Origin of the sequence: Microbacterium sp. ACRRU (assembly GCF_022346945.1) — a bacterium.
Taxonomy (GTDB): domain Bacteria; phylum Actinomycetota; class Actinomycetes; order Actinomycetales; family Microbacteriaceae; genus Microbacterium; species Microbacterium mcarthurae.
On the sequence record NZ_JAKRNI010000006.1, the window covers coordinates 14,098 to 29,232 of the forward strand.

At 71.2% G+C, this 15,135-nt stretch carries 15 protein-coding genes; 14 read left to right on the forward strand and 1 reads right to left on the reverse strand.

All coding sequences use genetic code 11. The annotated features are described in order from the left end of the window. Positions 1-266: 266 nt before the first annotated feature. The 13 genes from MHY30_RS05220 (at position 267) to MHY30_RS05280 (ending at position 13,325) form a co-directional block, all read left to right on the forward strand. Positions 267-1,430: a sensor histidine kinase gene (locus MHY30_RS05220; RefSeq protein WP_239275732.1), complete on the forward strand. Its 1,164-nt coding sequence runs from the start codon at positions 267-269 to the stop codon at positions 1,428-1,430. A gap of 159 nt (positions 1,431-1,589) precedes the next feature. Further along, positions 1,590-2,636, forward strand: a complete 1,047-nt coding sequence (mpaB, locus tag MHY30_RS05225; RefSeq protein ID WP_239275734.1) for a daptide biosynthesis RiPP recognition protein — start codon at positions 1,590-1,592, stop codon at positions 2,634-2,636. Then, a complete protein-coding gene (gene mpaM, locus MHY30_RS05230; protein ID WP_239275736.1) occupies positions 2,633-3,448 on the forward strand; it encodes a daptide-type RiPP biosynthesis methyltransferase in 816 nt (271 codons plus the stop codon). Before mpaB ends, mpaM begins: the two co-directional genes overlap by 4 nt. Then, positions 3,448-4,761, forward strand: coding sequence for a daptide-type RiPP biosynthesis aminotransferase (mpaD, locus tag MHY30_RS05235; RefSeq protein WP_239275738.1), 1,314 nt, complete (start codon positions 3,448-3,450; stop codon positions 4,759-4,761). The genes mpaM and mpaD overlap by 1 nt, the downstream gene beginning before the upstream one ends. Then, positions 4,758-5,993, forward strand: a complete 1,236-nt coding sequence (locus tag MHY30_RS05240) for an iron-containing alcohol dehydrogenase (RefSeq protein WP_239275740.1) — start codon at positions 4,758-4,760, stop codon at positions 5,991-5,993. The genes mpaD and MHY30_RS05240 overlap by 4 nt, the downstream gene beginning before the upstream one ends. Further along, entirely contained in the window at positions 5,990-6,160 is a 171-nt protein-coding gene (locus tag MHY30_RS05245; protein ID WP_239275741.1) for a daptide-type RiPP, read from the forward strand. Before MHY30_RS05240 ends, MHY30_RS05245 begins: the two co-directional genes overlap by 4 nt. A gap of 30 nt (positions 6,161-6,190) precedes the next feature. After that, entirely contained in the window at positions 6,191-6,361 is a 171-nt protein-coding gene (locus MHY30_RS05250) for a daptide-type RiPP (protein WP_239275743.1), read from the forward strand. Positions 6,362-6,429: 68 nt separating this feature from the next. Continuing rightward, positions 6,430-6,612, forward strand: a complete 183-nt coding sequence (locus tag MHY30_RS05255) for a hypothetical protein (protein ID WP_239275745.1) — start codon at positions 6,430-6,432, stop codon at positions 6,610-6,612. Further along, positions 6,605-7,312 carry an ABC transporter ATP-binding protein gene (locus tag MHY30_RS05260; RefSeq protein WP_239275747.1) on the forward strand — a complete coding sequence of 236 codons (708 nt, stop codon included), beginning with the start codon at positions 6,605-6,607 and terminating at the stop codon, positions 7,310-7,312. The genes MHY30_RS05255 and MHY30_RS05260 overlap by 8 nt, the downstream gene beginning before the upstream one ends. Positions 7,313-7,328: 16 nt before the next feature. Beyond that, the gene (locus tag MHY30_RS05265) at positions 7,329-8,081 is read left to right on the forward strand and encodes an ABC transporter permease (RefSeq protein ID WP_239275749.1); all 753 of its coding nucleotides are present in this window, start codon (positions 7,329-7,331) and stop codon (positions 8,079-8,081) included. Beyond that, positions 8,078-9,748, forward strand: a complete 1,671-nt coding sequence (gene mpaP, locus MHY30_RS05270) for a daptide biosynthesis intramembrane metalloprotease (RefSeq protein WP_239275751.1) — start codon at positions 8,078-8,080, stop codon at positions 9,746-9,748. Before MHY30_RS05265 ends, mpaP begins: the two co-directional genes overlap by 4 nt. A gap of 14 nt (positions 9,749-9,762) precedes the next feature. Further along, entirely contained in the window at positions 9,763-12,276 is a 2,514-nt protein-coding gene (gene lanKC / locus MHY30_RS05275; protein ID WP_239275753.1) for a class III lanthionine synthetase LanKC, read from the forward strand. Further along, a complete protein-coding gene (locus tag MHY30_RS05280; RefSeq protein ID WP_239275755.1) occupies positions 12,273-13,325 on the forward strand; it encodes a glycosyltransferase family A protein in 1,053 nt (350 codons plus the stop codon). The genes lanKC and MHY30_RS05280 overlap by 4 nt, the downstream gene beginning before the upstream one ends. Before the next feature lie 6 nt (positions 13,326-13,331). On the opposite strand, the gene MHY30_RS05285 is transcribed toward MHY30_RS05280, so the two are convergent. Next, positions 13,332-14,309, reverse strand: coding sequence for an LLM class flavin-dependent oxidoreductase (locus tag MHY30_RS05285; protein WP_239275757.1), 978 nt, complete (start codon positions 14,307-14,309; stop codon positions 13,332-13,334). Between the two features lie 112 nt (positions 14,310-14,421). On the opposite strand from MHY30_RS05285, the gene MHY30_RS05290 reads away from it, so the two are divergent. Further along, positions 14,422-15,120 (forward strand): SDR family oxidoreductase, encoded by a 699-nt coding sequence (locus MHY30_RS05290; RefSeq protein ID WP_239275759.1) that lies wholly within the window; start codon positions 14,422-14,424, stop codon positions 15,118-15,120. Positions 15,121-15,135: the final 15 nt, after the last annotated feature.

The window sequence follows — 15,135 nt, forward strand, 5'->3', positions numbered from 1 at the left end:
CCCCTCTCCGCCCCGAGCCGGATGCGGCCCGACGCGCGGAGGAGCAGACTCTTCTCAGCAAGGAAGCCGTCGAACGACCGGCCCACTGTGATGGGGGGGACATGATGACCGTATGGACGTGGCTCTGCCAGCAACTCGGCGTGTGCTCGAACTGAGCATCGTCTCGCGCAACGGCGCCGCGGACGTCTTCCGCCCCGGCGCCGTTGCGCCTCGCCCAGGACCCCTCCGGTGCCCGGCATCGCCGGGGAGACGGGGATAATCGTTCGATGACCCCCGCGGAGACGACCTCACGTTGGCACGCGAGGGCACACGTGGAGCCCCTCGGCCGTTCCGCCCGGGTCTGGCTCCTCGTTCTCGTCTTCGCCGTCCTGGTCGCCGACTCCGTCGTGCGGGCCGTTTCCCCTTCGGATCAGTCGGTGCTGCGCGCAGCGCTGGGCACTTTCCTCACGCTTTCCGCAGGGCTGTTCGCCTGGCGGCCGCTCGTCGCCACCGCGATGCTGAGCTTCGGCATCGTGGCGGCCACCGCGGTCGGCGGAACGATCGAGTCCCTCATCGCGGGCGCCACGGTGCTCGGCCTGGTCGCCGTCACCTGCAGCGGCTCGGTGGTGACCGCCTACTCCGCCGTCATCCTCGCGTGCCTCATCACCGAACTCGTCCGCTCCCCCTCCGGACTGGATGCCGGCGGCGCCGCCGTCATCGCCCTCGTCGCCTTGACCTCCTACGTGGTCGGCGTCGGGGTGCGCGAACAGCGCGAACGCTCGCGCTCGCTCGCACGACGGCTGCACGCCGATTCCGAAGCGCTCCAGAACCAGCTCAAGGCGGAGCGGCGACGCATCGCCGACGAACTGCACGACATCGTCGCGCACGAGCTGACCATCGTGGCCATGCACGCCCGGGTCCTCGACCGCACCACCGACCCCGAGGTGCGCCACCGGTCGCAGAAGGCCATCACCGACGCGTCCACCCAGGCGCTGGCCGACATCCGCCGCATGCTCGGCGTCGCACGAGACCAGCCGAGCGACGACGACCCGTCTTCTCCGCTCACCCAGTCCTTCGAGTCGGCACTGGCGACGACGACGCGCGACCTCGAGGACGCCGGGATCTCGGTGCGCGTCGAACGCCCCGCCGATCTGGAGTTGTCGCGCAGCGTCGCCGTCGCGTTGGCCCACGTCGTCCGCGAGAGCAGCGTCAACGTCCTCAAGCACGCCACCGGCGCGCGCACCGTCACCATCTCCCTGTCCGTTCAGGGCGAAGGCGTCGTCCTCACCGTCCACGACGACTCTCCGCCCGCCCGGTCCGCCGGTCTTCCCCCCTCCGGCTACGGGCTGCGACGCATGGAGGAAAGGCTGCGGGCGCTCGCCGGCTCGCTTCGCGCCGAGCGTCGCGACGACGGCTGGTGGGTCGTCGCCTCGCTCCCGACCCAACGCTGACCCCCGCCCCGACCCCGACCGAAGTGTCGACGAAAGTCGAACGCGGGGTCCACCTTCCTCCGTACCGCCGGGCGCGACGGCATCCGAGCCTGGATGCAGCGAAGTGCACGAGCACGGCCGGAGTCTTCCGGCCACGCTCCCGAGGGCGAGGACGACAGCATGACGAGCAGCGACGACGGTGGACTCGGTCGGAACCCGGGCGCGCGGGCGCGTCTGATGACCTGGGCTTCCGGGCGCCGCCCCACGACTCTCGCCGCACGGCAGAGCGTCGTGTGTGCGAGCCCGCGCGTCGTCGACGCCATCCACGACCGCCCCGCCGTCCATCCGGACGCACTCGTCTTCGCCCCGATCGGATCCGACGCGAACGTCCGCTACAGCGGTGCGCTGTCGGAAGCGGGCGTCGAGCTCACGATCGGCGACAACTTCCTCCTGCAGACGCAGGGGTACGCCATCAGCGAGTACGTCTCGGTGATCGGGCCGACCCTCATCCGGATCAGCGACGAGGAAGACCTGCGCGCGCTCGCTGAGGACGGCCGGGCCGCGTACGAGACGGGGATGTTCCCGGAGTTCCTCACCAACCCGATCATTCAGCTCGCTGACGTCCCCGCGCTCGGCCTCCGGGGGCTCGGGAGCGGGCCGCACGACCGTCTGTGGGTGGACGAGGACGGAACGGTCTCCGTCTCTCCGGCCGGTCTTCCCCTGGGCGATCTCGACACCGACGTCGATTCTCTGCACGCGACGTGGGAGGCCGAAGGCACCGCGCACCAGGACCCGGATGCCATTGGCCGCAGCGTGCCGCGTGACGTCGTGCAGACGGTCGGCGACGGTCACCCGTTCCTCCCGCGCTTCGTCGCGGCACTGGACGGCCAGCGCAACCTCCGTGCGCGAGGCGTCGCGCTGCCGCGTGTCTCCGGGTTCGGAGGATTCCTGCGACCTGAGCTCGCGCAGATCCCGACGGAGGATCCGTCCCCCGACGCGCCGTTCGTCATGTGGAGCGAGGACCGCCACTTCCTCGTCTCCGGGGACGGGAGTCGCGTCTTCGAGGTGTCTCGGACGGCAGCGCAGGCGTTCGAGACGGTCATCGTCCACGGCGACGACCACGGCGCCGCGGACGACTCGCTCGGGGTGGATGCCGCCTCAACCGCACGGCGCGTCCTGGACGAGTCCGGCCTGAGCGCGGCGGCGCCCCGCGCGCTGATGTCGTGACGGCCACGCTCGAGGACGTGCAGCTCGGGCCCCGCGCGCGGGCGTCCGTCGCGTCCTTCTCCCACCTGGTCGTGGACGACCTCTACGGCCCCGACGGCGCCGACGCCTACGAAGCCATCGCCGGCCGCGACGCCACCGAAGTGCGCGAGATCGTCGCACACACCTCTCGGACGACGGGCGCCATCCTCGATCTGGCCGCCGGGTCCGGCCGTCTGACGCTGCCGCTGCTCACGCTGCGGCGCCCCGTTGTCGCACTCGACCTCTCTCCCGCGATGCTGGACATCCTCGACAAGAAGCTCGCGCGACGGGATTCCGCGCGGCGCCTGTGCCGGACCGTCCACGCGGACATGACCCGGTTCTCGCTCGAGGAACGCTTCGGATGCATCGTCGTCGGGACGACATCGATCTCCCTCCTCCCCGACGCCGCCGCCCGCGCTCGCCTCCTCGACTGCGTGCGCACCCACCTCGCCCCCGGCGGCACCCTCGTGCTCACGACCGTCGGCGTGTCCGGCGATCGCCGCAGCGACGAGGAGCAGGTCACAGAAGTGGCGACGGATGCCGGTGCCTACTCGGTGTTCGAGTGGCTCCCCGCCGGTTCGGACCGACGATTCATCTCGGTGGTGACGGTCACAGGGACGACGGCGCGGCTCTTCACCTCCTCGATCGCGGTACTCGATCCCGAGGATCTTCGCGCGGAGCTCGAGCGCGCGGGGTTCGAGGTGCGCGAGACCGCGCCACTCGGCCCCCCGGACGGACGCTACCGCGACACGCTTATGGTCGCGACCCTCTCTCGTCCTGCGGGGAGCAGCTGATGTCCACGGCCCTCTCCGCCGCGACGACCGCCATGCAGGCGGCGGTGACGGCGAGCGGACTCGACCGGGCCACGTCGGCGCTCTGGCCGGCGCTGCTGCCGCCGTCCGCCCACGGGGACGACGAGATCTGCATCGCGAGCGCACACGGCGTCCGAGTGCACTTCACGGACGGCTCCGACGCCGTCTGCGGAACGAGCGGTCTGTGGAACGTCCCCCTCGGATACGGGGACGAGGAGATCGCCGTCGCGATCACCGAAGCGAACGTCCGCGCGTCCTACGCCGGTGTGTTCCGCTTCGAGAACGTCGACGCCCGGCGCGCCGCGGCCGACCTCATCGACCTGACCGGAGGGCGTTTCGAGAAGGTGATCTTCACCACGTCGGGCGGATCCGCCAACGACGCCGTCCTGAAGATCGCTCGCCAGTACTGGGCCCTCGAGGGACACCCCCAGCGCAAGACGGTCCTCGGGCTCGCCGAATCCTTCCACGGTCTGACCTATGGCGCCTTCAGCGTGACCGGCGAGGATCTCGGACAAACGATGTACGGAGCCGACCGACGTCTCGTTCGGCACGTCCCCGTCAACGACCGAGAGGCGCTCCTCGCTGTCGCTCAGCAAACCGGACGCAGCCTCGCGGCGATCGTGATCGAGCCCGTCCTGGGCACCGGCACGGTTCCCCTCGACGACGCCTACCTCGCGGCCATCGCCGCGGTCGTCCGGCAGACGGGCGCGCTTCTCGTCGTCGATGAGGTGGCAACCGGATTCGGGCGGACGGGGCCCATGTTCGCCAGCGAGGACTGGCCCATCGTGCCCGACATCCTTGTCAGCTCAAAAGGTCTCACCAACGGCACGAGCGCGACGGCCGCGGTGCTCGTCGGCGCACGGATCGCCGACGCGTTCGCGGATGCCGACGCCGTTCTCTCCCACGCGGAGACGCAGGCGGGCTCGGCGGCGGGATGCGCCGCGGTGTCGGCGACGATCCGGCGCTTCCGGGAACTCGACGCGCTGGCTCGCGGGCGCGCGGTCGCCGACATGCTGAGCGACGGCTTGCAGAGCTGGATGCGGGATGACGCACGCGTCGTCCGACGGCGCGGGCGCGGATGCTTCCAATCGGTCAGCATCCTCGATGACTCGGGCGCGCCGATCGATTCCCGCACCGTCGCGCGGCTCGTCACCGCGACGCGTCGTGCCGGCGCTCTGGTGCACCCCGGACCCGGCGGAGTGCAGTTCGTGCCCCCTCTGGTGTCCACGGCCGACGACATCGACGCGCTGTTCGCCGCGGTACGGCAGGGCCTGCGCGCGGTGAGATCGTCATGACCTCCCTGGCGCCCGGCTTGTGGCTCGACGCGCGGGTCGTGGCATCCGTCCGTCCGAACGAATCGACAGACTGCCTCGTCGTCGTCGACGAGGCGCTGACCGATGCCCCCGTCCTCCACCGGCTCGAAGACGCCCTGTTCGCCGCGGGCCGATCGACGCGCACCCTGCCTCTCCCTCCCCGAGCCACGATCGAACAAGCACTGCTCCTGGCGGACGTCTTGGCCTCCACCCCGCTGGTGGTCGCCGTCGGCGGCGGGTCCGTCATCGATCTCGTCGCCATCGCGCGGGCCGCGACGAACGACGATCTGCGGCGCCGGATCACCTCGCCCCAGCGGTCGGGCGCCGTGATGCTGCCCGCCAGCGCGACACCCGCGCCGCGCTTCATCGCCGTCCCGACCACCGTCGGAACCGGGGCGGAATCCAGCGGGATCGCCACCGTCGTCGTCGACGGGCGCCGCCGCCTGGTGATCGGGCCCTGCATGCGGCCCGACGCTGCCGTCATCGACCCGCTCGCCACGGCATCCGAGCCCGCTCCCGTCCGTCGCGGGGGGATCCTCGAGATCTACCTCCGCCTCGCCGGCCCTTACCTCGCCTCCCGAGACGGAGACGCCGTCTCCGACCCCCTCCGGATCGCCTCGGCCCGCGCTCTGCTCGCCCTCGACCCGGCCCGGCCGGAGTCCGCCATCGACATCGCCCGCATCTCCGCCCTCAGCCACTCCCCGCTCCTGGCACTTCGGGACGCCCCCTTCGGAGTCCGGACCTGGTTCCTGTGCACCGACCTCGCTCAGGCCCTCGGGGTACCCAAGACCACCGTCCTCGGCGCCATCGCTCCCGCGATCTGGGCACGGATCGCCGACGGAGACGAGCGGTGGGGGAACGCGCAACGGTTGAGGGAGTTCTGGTCACGCACCGCGGGGTCGAGCGAGGGGGACGACCCCGCCGACGGCCTGCGCACCCTCGCCGTGCAATGGGGCGTCGCCTCGATCCCCGCATCGCTTGCGAAGGACCTCGACATCGACGCTCTCGCCGAGTCGACGGCACGCGCCTGGGGATGGGGCCTCCCGATGCTCCGTTCGCTTCGCCCGCGTGACATCGCCGACGTCTACCGCGACGTCCTCGATCCCCGGCATCGTGCGCACCCCGCCGCCGCGGGAGCGCGCGCGGACCTCAGACCTGTCGCCCACGGGGTGGACAGCTGGACCCGGACAACGGAGAGGGGGGAAGACGAATGACGCAGAACAGTCCCGTTCTCGAGCTCGCAATGCAGGAGCTCGAGCCGATGGAGGCTCCCGGTTGGTGGACAGCCGCCGGCGTAGCCGCCGGCGTGATCGCCAGCGCGAGCGCCGCGTACGGAAGCTATGTGCTGACCGCGGCCGCATACGCCAGCGCGATCACCTGATCACTCACTCTCGACGAAAGGAGGACGAACATGATTCAGACACCACCGACCATCGCACCGCTCGAACTCGGGCTCCAGGAGCTCGAGGCTCTCGAGGCGCCGGGGTTCTGGACCGGTTTCGGAATCGGCGTCGGCGTCGCGACCGCGGGAATCGGCGGCGCAGCCGTCTACACCGCGATCTCCGCGATCGCCGCGACCTGAACACCCCGGGGCGGGGCGAAATACCCCGCCCCGGCTTTCGTCGAGGCCTCCGCCCTGAAAGGACAATCATGCACAACCTGCGCTTCTTCCTCGGAGCACTGCTCGTCGCCGTCGTCGCCATCGTGGCCTTCGTCCTCGCGCTGACGCTCCCCGATCCCGTCAGGATCATCGCCCTCATCATCGCCGTGGTGGCCGTCGCCGGCGCGGCCGGCTTCCTCGGTATCGGGATGAAAGCCGCTCGCCGTGAGTGACGCGGTCATCTCGGTTCGCGGGCTTCGGAAAACGTTCGGCCCCACCGTCGCCGTCGACGACGTCTCGTTCGACATCCCCGGTGGCCGCATCGTGGGCCTCCTCGGTCGCAACGGCGCGGGGAAGACCACCACGATCCGGTCGATCCTGGGAATGACCCGGCCCGACGCCGGAGAGACGCGGGTGCTCGGCCAGCCCTACGCCGAGCGCCCCGACGCCGCCGCCCGCGTGGGCGTGAGCCTCGACGAGCTGGCCCTCCTGCGTTGGCTCCCCGTCGGCACCGAACTCCGCGTGTGGGCGTCCTACCTCCGCATCGCCGACGCGCGCGTCGAGGAGATCCTCGACGTCGTCGGCTTGCGCGAAGCGGCGCGCAAACCTGCGCGCGCCCTGTCCACGGGTATGCAGAAACGGCTCTCGCTGGGGATCGCCCTCCTCGCGTCGCCGGAGATCCTCATCCTCGACGAGCCGCTGAACGGCCTCGACCCGGACGGCATCCGCTGGATCCGCGGCCTCCTTCGCGCGCACGCCGACCAGGGCGGAACCGTGCTGCTGTCGAGTCACCTGCTCGCGGAGATGCAGGAGACCGTCGACGAGGTGATCGTCATGCAGCAGTCCGTGCGGTACCACGGTTCGCTCGCCGACATCACGGCCAACGGCACCGCCTCACTCGAAGACCGCTTCTTCGAGATCGTCGACCACTGACCGGAAGGACGCGACCATGTCGACAGCCGCCCCCACCCGACCCGCCTTCGCCGGAATCGTCCGCGCGGAAGCACTCAAGGCCGCCCGCAGCCGATCGCTCGTGCTCCTCGCGTGGTTCTCCCTCGTCCTGTGCGCTCTGACGGCATTCGGGTACGCTCAGCTGGGTGCCGACGACGCCGCGAGGACGACGGATGACGTGATCCGCGCCTGGATGATGACCACGCTGTTCGCCGCCCTCTTCGGCGCGATCCTGGTCGGACGGGAGTTCGACTCCCGTGTGATCTCCCGCGCGGTCCTGCTCTCCGGCACGAGGGAGCGCCTTCTCACCGCGAAGATCCTCGTCGTCGTGGGAAGCGGAATCGCTTTCGGACTGCTCGCCGTCGTCGGCGCGGTCGTCAGCGCTGTCCTCATGCCGTCGTGGACGGGAGGCGAGACGCTGTGGACGGCAGAGGCCACGGCCACGACCGTGGGCGTCTTCGTGTCCACGGTCCTCGCGGCAGCCTGGGGTGGCGCCATCGCCCTCGTCGTGCGCCACCAGCTCGGCGCCGCCCTCATCGTCGTCGGGTTCACGTTGCTGATCGACCCCGTCGTGCAACGGATCTGGCCGGAAGGGGCGAACGCCCTCTTCACGATCTCCCTGTCGTCTCTGTACCGCGATCCCAAACCCGAGCTGCTCGCCGCGCCCTGGGCGGCGCTCGTCGCCCTCGCGTGGATCGCCGTGCTCTTCGTCGCCGGTCGAGCCCTCTACCAGCGCCGGGACCTGCCGTGACCGGTCTCCCCCTCGCGGAGCGCCGCGCGAGAAAGCGCCGCACCGCCCCGGAGGTGCGCGACCTCCCCCTGGATCCCCCGGAACTCGCGCCCGACGTCCGCGTGCATCCTCCGACCAGCGAGGACCAGCCCTGGTTCCTCCAGCGCGGCACCAACCACTACTACCGGCTGACGGCCGACCTCGCTCGTCTGGTCGCCCTTCTGGATGGCACGCGACCGGTAAGGGCCATGCCGCAACGGTTGGGGGCGCCCTGGACGGAGGAGGACATCCGTCGAGCACTGGCCTTCCTGTCGGACGCCGAGCTGCTCCGCACGGCCTCCGACGCACACCGACGGCGGGCGAGCGGGCGTCTCCGACTCGTGCCCCCGTTGACCGTGCAGCTCACCCTCTTCGACCCCAGCCGCATGCTCGCCGCGGCAGCCCGCGTCACGCGATTCGCGGCGACCGGAGCGTCGGTCTGGACCGCACTGGCGATCATCGGCGCGGGGCTGCTGGCCCTGGTGATCTCCGCGGGCGACCTGCGGGCCGCGCTCGGCGAGCCCGTGCCCTACCTGACCGCGGTCGCCGTGGTCATCGGCACCCTGGCGGCCACCGGTCTGCACGAGCTCGGCCACGGACTGGTCCTCGCCTCGTACGGGGGACGGCCCCAGCGCATCGGCGTCATGCTCTTCTACCTCACGCCAGCATTCTTCTGCGACGTCTCCGACGGCTGGAGGCTCCCCTCGCACCGGCAGCGCGCCCACGTCGCACTCGCCGGGATCCTCGTCCAGGGCGCCATCGGCGGGACCCTCGCGCTCGCCGCGCTGCTGCCTCTGCCCCGCGACGTGCGACTCACGCTGCTGCTGCTGGCCGTCGTCACCCTGATCGCCTGCCTGGTGAACACGATTCCGTTCGTCAAGCTGGACGGCTACATCGCGCTCATGAGCTGGCTCGACGTCACGCACCTCCGTGACAAGGCGATGGCCGACGCCCGCAGCACCCTCTCGCACGCCCTCTTCGGCACCGAGCGCGAACGTCGCCTGCCGCAGTACGGCTGGGCCGTGCCCTTCGGATTCGCGTGCATGCTGTTTCCTCTCTTCCTCGTGGGGAACGCTCTCCTGCTGTGGTCGGACACCCTGAGTCGCCTCGGCCTCGTCGGTTCCCTCGCGACGGTCGCGATCGTCACCGTGGCCCTCTCCGGGCTCGTCCGCGAGATCGTCCGTCTGTTCCGCGAAGCGCGGGCGCAGCGCGCGGGTGCGCTTCGACGGTGGACGGTCGGTTTCGTCGGCATCGCCCTCGTCGCCGGGGCCGCGTTCGTCCCCGTGCCGCACACGATGGCCGGTGGCTTCATCGTCACGGACCGCGGTACCGAGATGATGCTGCCCACGAGCGTGGACTCCCAGCGTCTCGCCCCCGGGACGCCCGTGGAGCTCAAGCGGGGAGGACTCGTGCTGGACGAGCGCGTCGGCACGGCCGTCGTGAGCGAGACTCCCGCGCGCGAGGCATCCGCACCTCTGTCGGCGCTCTTCCCCGTCCGCGAGACCGAGCCCCTGATCCCCGTCCGCGCGATCGGTCTGCGAGAGGTCGACCTCGTCGGCGCCGCCCCGGGGATCGCCGTCGTGGACCTGGGAACGCAACCCCTTTGGCTGTGGCTGACCAGTCGCGCGGCCGATGCCTTCACCCCCTGAGAGGACACACCGTCATGGGACTGGACTACCTCGCCTACTGTGCTCCCGGCTCGCCCTTCTACGACGCACCCTCCCCCGGCGATGACGACCTCGTCGCTCACGCGGGCACCGCGCCGGAGGGGTGGCGCACCGAGATGAACGAGCAGTGGCACTCCTGGCATCCGCCCGGGGTGAACCTGCCCGGGCAGGGGTGGAAGATCCACGTCTCGGCGACGGCGTCGAACTGCCGGAGCATCCTGGACCGTGTCCTCGGCTACTGCCGCGACAACGCGGTGCCGGTGAAGTTCCTCCGGAGCACCGCGGTCCTGGCCTCCCGCAACAGCAAGTACGGCGACCGCGGCTCGAGCGGGAAGTTCATCACCGTCTACCCCCCGGAGGCATCGCGGCTGGGCCCGATCCTGAACGACCTCGACGACCTCGTGGGCGGCGAGGACGGCCCGTCGATCCTGTCCGACCTGCGTTGGCGTCGCGGTCCCGTCTACGTTCGCTACGGCGGCTTCACCCTCGTGTACGGACGTGACGCGCACGGACGCCACGTGCCCTGCATCACCGCGCCGGACGGGTCGCTCGTCCCCGACGAGCGCCGCCCTGGCTTTCACCCTCCCGCGTGGGTGGAGCTTCCGTCGGTCGTCCAGGAGGCGATGCGGTCACGCGAGAGCGGTGTGCTCGTCGATTTTCCGTTCACGGTGGATTCCGCCCTCCACTTCTCCAACGGCGGCGGCGTGTACCGGGCGACCGATACCCGCACCGGCGACACGGTGCTGCTCAAGGAGGGCCGCCCGCATGCCGGCCTCGACGAGACGGGATCGGACGCGGTAGCCCGGCTGGCGACGGAGCGGGACATGCTGCGGCGGTTGGAGGGCGCACCGGGGGTGCCTCGGGTCATCGAGGACCGCCGAGGCCACGAGCACCAGTTCCTCATCCGGGACTTCGTCGAGGGCGTGCCCCTCGTCCAGGAGATCCACCGCCGCAACCCCGCGCTTCCCGGCGCTGAATCGATGGACCCCGACGCCTACACCGACTGGGCGAGCTCGGTCCTGCGTCAGGTGCAGGCGGGGGTGGATGCCATGCACGAACGCGGAGTCGTCTTCGGCGACCTGCACCCCGGCAACATCATCGTGTCGTCCGACGGAGCCGTCGGCTTCATCGATTTCGAATCCGCCAGCCTCGCCGACGACGACCGCGCGCAGAGTATCGGCGCGCCGGGCTTCCGCGCCCCGCTCGGCTGGTCGGGGCGGTCGGTCGACGACTTCGCTCTGGCCAATCTGCGACTCGCCCTCTTCCTGCCCCTCACCGAGACACTGGCGTGGGCTCCGCACCTGCCGGAAGCGCTGGCACGGTCCATCGAGTCGATCTTCCCTCGGGCGGGCGCCCTGATCGAGCCCGCGGCACGATTCCTCCGCGCACCGGGGACGACCGACGAGGGCCCCGCCTCCCCCGTCGGGAACGGGCCCCGCGGTTCCGCGCTCGGCCGGGGAGTGCTCTCCAGCGCCACTCCGGAACGTCGCGACCGCCTCTACCCGGGCGACATCGGCCAGTTCCGCAGTCCCACGGCCGGACTCGAGTTCGCCTTCGGCGCCGCGGGCGTGCAGTGGGCCGCGCACGTGACCGGGCAGCCCGTCCCCCGGGCCCACGTCGAGTGGTTGCGTCACGCCGCGGACGACAACGAGGCCCTCGGCCCCGGCCTCTTCGAGGGGCGCGCGGGGATCGCTCTCGCGCTGATCGCCGCGGGCGAGACCGATGCCGGGGCCCGGCATCTGGACATCGCCAAATCCCACCCCGTGAAGCTGATGGACGGCAGCCTGTGGCGAGGCATCCCCGGGCTCGGCCTGTGTCTGGCGGACGCGGGGACCGACACCGCCCACGTCGTCGCCCTCGGAGCGGCGCTGCGCGATCGTGTCCGGGAGGAGAGCACCGGCGCGCCCGGCCTGTTCGAAGGCGGAGCCGGCCGCGCCCTGTTCTTCGCCCGACTCGCTGCTCTCACCGTTGACGACGAATGGATCGACGACGCGGTGCGTCAGCTCGACCGCGATCTGGGGTTGCTGGGATGGCGCCCCGGCGTCGAACCGGACGCCCGGTCGCCCTGGCACAATCCCATGCTGAGCGGGGGTGCCGCGGGGTGCGCCCTCGCGGCACGCGAGATCCTCGCCCATCGGCAGGACGACCGCCTCCGCGCGCTCGTCGAGGCGGTCCGCGACACAAGCGGGCCGCTGTGTCGCGGCATGCTCACCCACTCGGGCGTCCTGCGCGGCCGCGCCGGAACCGCGATGGCCCTGCGCACGCTGTGGCGCGGAGAGGAGATGTCCGATGCGGCGGCCGGGGCCCTGCGACGCCTCGACGACGCCATGGAGCTCTCGGTCGTCCCGCTCGCGGACGGCGGTGCGCTGGCCTTCGGCGACATGTCGTTGCGGTTGTCCGCGGACTGGGCGACCGGCGCCGCCGGGTTGCAGCACGCGTGCGCGGTGATCGACGGCGGGGCCCCCCTCCTCCCGGTGCTCTCCGCTTCGCTGCTCTCCCCGACCGCATGACACCTCGCGTCAGCGTCATCTGCCCCACCTACAACCGCGGGCCGGCCATCGCCGAGACGCTCCAGTCCGTGCGCGCACAGACCTTCGGCGACTGGGAGCTCCTGGTGGTCGACGACGGATCGACGGATGAGACCGCCGCCACCGTCTCGATGTGGGCTCAGCGCGACTCGCGCATCCGGCTCGTGACGCCCGACCAGCGCTACGGCCACCCGGCGATACCGCGGAACATCGGCGCCGCCCACGCCCGCGCCGATATCGTCGCCTACCTCGACCACGACGACGTCTGGCTCCCCGATCACCTGCGCCGCACGATCGACGCTCTGGCCTCCGCGGATGCATCCGCCGGCGGGTACGAACACGTCCGCCCCGACGGTGAGGTCATCTCACGATCGAGTCTGCTGGAGCTGGTCTGGCACCCCGAGATCGCCGAGATGGGGCCGCTGTTCGAGCCCTCCCGGGTCGCCGTGCGCCGGGACGTCCTCGATCGAGCGGGAGGATGGCGCCCCGGAGCGGGTCTCGAGGATTGGGACCTGTGGTTGCGGATCACCGATGTGGGCGGCCGGTTCGCGACGTTCGCCGCCCGGACGACGCGACTCCTGCAGGATGTCGCGACCCGACGGTACCGCGTCGTCCGCCCCCACCGTCTCGTTCTCGCCCGCTTCGACAGCCCCGCGGGAGCCGTGCGGTGTCGAGCCGCGCTCGAAGCACCCCCGGTGCAGGACCAGCTCACGCGGGCCGCGGTGGAAGACGTGACGCGCTGGTACCGGACGTTGGACGCTCACGGTGACCTCGTGCTTCCGGCCGGTGGCCCCACCGACCTCGATGAGCTGCTCGCAACGGTGGACATCACGGATCTCACCGGCGTTCTGCAGGAACTGCACCTCCTGCAACGCGGCACCGGGGTGGAGCTGTCCATGCCGCTGTGGTGCGCGAGCGAGGAAGGCGCGGCACGGGTGAGCACGCGCCTGGCTCAGGTGCACCGGCGTCAGCTGCGGCTCATCGCCGGGGTGGTGAGGGATCTGGGTGGGGTGCCCCTCGCCCTGTCCTGAGGCCCCTCAGACGGGAGTGAGAGTCCGCGCGGACGCGAGGATCTCTCGGAGATCCGCGAGCGCAGCACGGGGTCCATCGACGGTGAGGACACCGGTGGTGTTCAGGACGATCTCGTCGACACCGGCGTCGGCGTATGCACGGGTTGCGGTGAGGATCTCCTCTGCGTCGCCATACAAGAAAGCGTTCCCCTCCACGAGGCGACGCGCATCGCCCGCCGCGTCCGTACCGGTGACCGCGATCCCCGCGCGTCGCAGCATGTCGCGGTAGTGGGGAAGCGACAGGTGAGCCGCGCTCCCGGCGAGTGCCAGGCGGGCGCCGTGCCCCACCTCGTGATGAGCCCGCCGCACTCCGACCGGGACCATCGCCACGACATCCGGGCGCCGGCGGCGTCCCTGCGTTCCGTCGTCGAGCGCGGGGACGACGACGTCGCGCAGATAGTCCGGCGGGGTCAACCACGTGATCGCGGCATCCGCATGGCGCCCGGCGACACGGGCCATTCCCGGCCGCAGCACGCCCAACCCCACGTCGACTCCGGCCGTTTGAATCGACGGCAGGGCTCCGTGCATGGAGAAGTAGTCCCCGTCGGTATGGACCTCGCCGCCCCGGAGCAGCGCGGTGACGATCTGCACGTACTCCGCCGCGGCGGTGAGCGGACTGTCGTACGCGGAACCCCGCAGGGATCGTTGGAACGATTTCGCACCGGGGCCGAATCCGGCGATCATCCGGCGCCCCGTGGCGATCGCGACGGAGCGGGCCTGCAATGCCGCTTCGAAGGGATGCCGGAGGGGCATGAGCGTCACGCCGGTTCCGACGGACAGGCGCATGCCCGCCCCGGCCAGTTCGGTGAAGATCTGATGAGGCTCGGTGACGGTCGCCTGACCCTGCCACAGGCGCGAGCCCTCACCGCTGTCGACGAGTCGTGCGAAGTCGTACACCGACGAGAAGCGTCGCGGGACGAACGGAAGCATGATGGAGAACCGCATGATCGGATCAGCGTCGCATCATCGTCCCCCGCGCCACCTCCCCCGAACGTCGACACCGTTTCCGACCTCAGGCGACGTTGTCCGATGATCCGCCTGTTCCTAGACTCGCGGGATGACGTCTTCGGAGGTTTTCCCCGTCGCCCCGGTGCACGGTCGGACGGTGCTCCTCGCGGGCGGGACGAGCACCGCCGGACGCGCGTGCGCACGGGCGCTCCTCGCCGCCGGCGCCACCGTCATCGTCGTCGGTTCCCACGAAGGCCGTCTCGCCGAACTGGCGACGGACATGCCCGGCGTCCGCACCGAGAGGTGCGACCTCACGGATGCGGACGCCGTGGACGCGCTGGTCGACCGGGTGCACACCGCCCACGGCCGGGTGGACGGACTCCTGCACCTCGTCGGTGGGTGGCGCGGCGGCGGGGGCCTCGCGGGGCAGAGCGACGATGATTTCGCCTTCCTGATGCGTTCGCTCACGGCGCTGCGACTGGTGAGCCGGGCATTCGACGACGACCTGCGGGCGTCGCCCGCCGGCCGACTGGCGATCGTGTCCTCGACGTCGGTCACGCGTCCCCTCGCCGGTGGCGCGAACTACGCCGCGGTGAAGGCGGCGAGCGAAGCCTGGACGAGAGCGATCGCCCAGGGCTTCGCGAAAGACGCTCGTGACGGCGGCCGGGAACCCTCCGCCGCTGCGGTGGTGTTCCGCGTGCGGAGTCTGGCGGGACTCGAGGATGCCCTCGCCGCGGCCTTCGTCGGTTTGTGGGGCGACCCCGCGGTCGACATCAACGACGTGACGATCGAGCTCGCGGAGGCGTAACGCGAGCCCCGTGCC

Bases quoted from the DNA above. Each gene is read 5' to 3' on its own strand.
- mpaB (WP_239275734.1), top strand. From the start codon at position 1,590: ATGACGAGCAGCGACGACGGTGGACTCGGTCGGAACCCGGGCGCGCGG.
- MHY30_RS05245 (WP_239275741.1), top strand. From the start codon at position 5,990: ATGACGCAGAACAGTCCCGTTCTCGAGCTCGCAATGCAGGAGCTCGAG.
- MHY30_RS05240 (WP_239275740.1), top strand. From the start codon at position 4,758: ATGACCTCCCTGGCGCCCGGCTTGTGGCTCGACGCGCGGGTCGTGGCA.
- MHY30_RS05285 (WP_239275757.1), bottom strand. From the start codon at position 14,309: ATGCGGTTCTCCATCATGCTTCCGTTCGTCCCGCGACGCTTCTCGTCG.
- lanKC (WP_239275753.1), top strand. From the start codon at position 9,763: ATGGGACTGGACTACCTCGCCTACTGTGCTCCCGGCTCGCCCTTCTAC.
- MHY30_RS05280 (WP_239275755.1), top strand. From the start codon at position 12,273: ATGACACCTCGCGTCAGCGTCATCTGCCCCACCTACAACCGCGGGCCG.
- MHY30_RS05220 (WP_239275732.1), top strand. From the start codon at position 267: ATGACCCCCGCGGAGACGACCTCACGTTGGCACGCGAGGGCACACGTG.
- MHY30_RS05255 (WP_239275745.1), top strand. From the start codon at position 6,430: ATGCACAACCTGCGCTTCTTCCTCGGAGCACTGCTCGTCGCCGTCGTC.
- MHY30_RS05290 (WP_239275759.1), top strand. From the start codon at position 14,422: ATGACGTCTTCGGAGGTTTTCCCCGTCGCCCCGGTGCACGGTCGGACG.
- MHY30_RS05265 (WP_239275749.1), top strand. From the start codon at position 7,329: ATGTCGACAGCCGCCCCCACCCGACCCGCCTTCGCCGGAATCGTCCGC.
- MHY30_RS05250 (WP_239275743.1), top strand. From the start codon at position 6,191: ATGATTCAGACACCACCGACCATCGCACCGCTCGAACTCGGGCTCCAG.
- mpaD (WP_239275738.1), top strand. From the start codon at position 3,448: ATGTCCACGGCCCTCTCCGCCGCGACGACCGCCATGCAGGCGGCGGTG.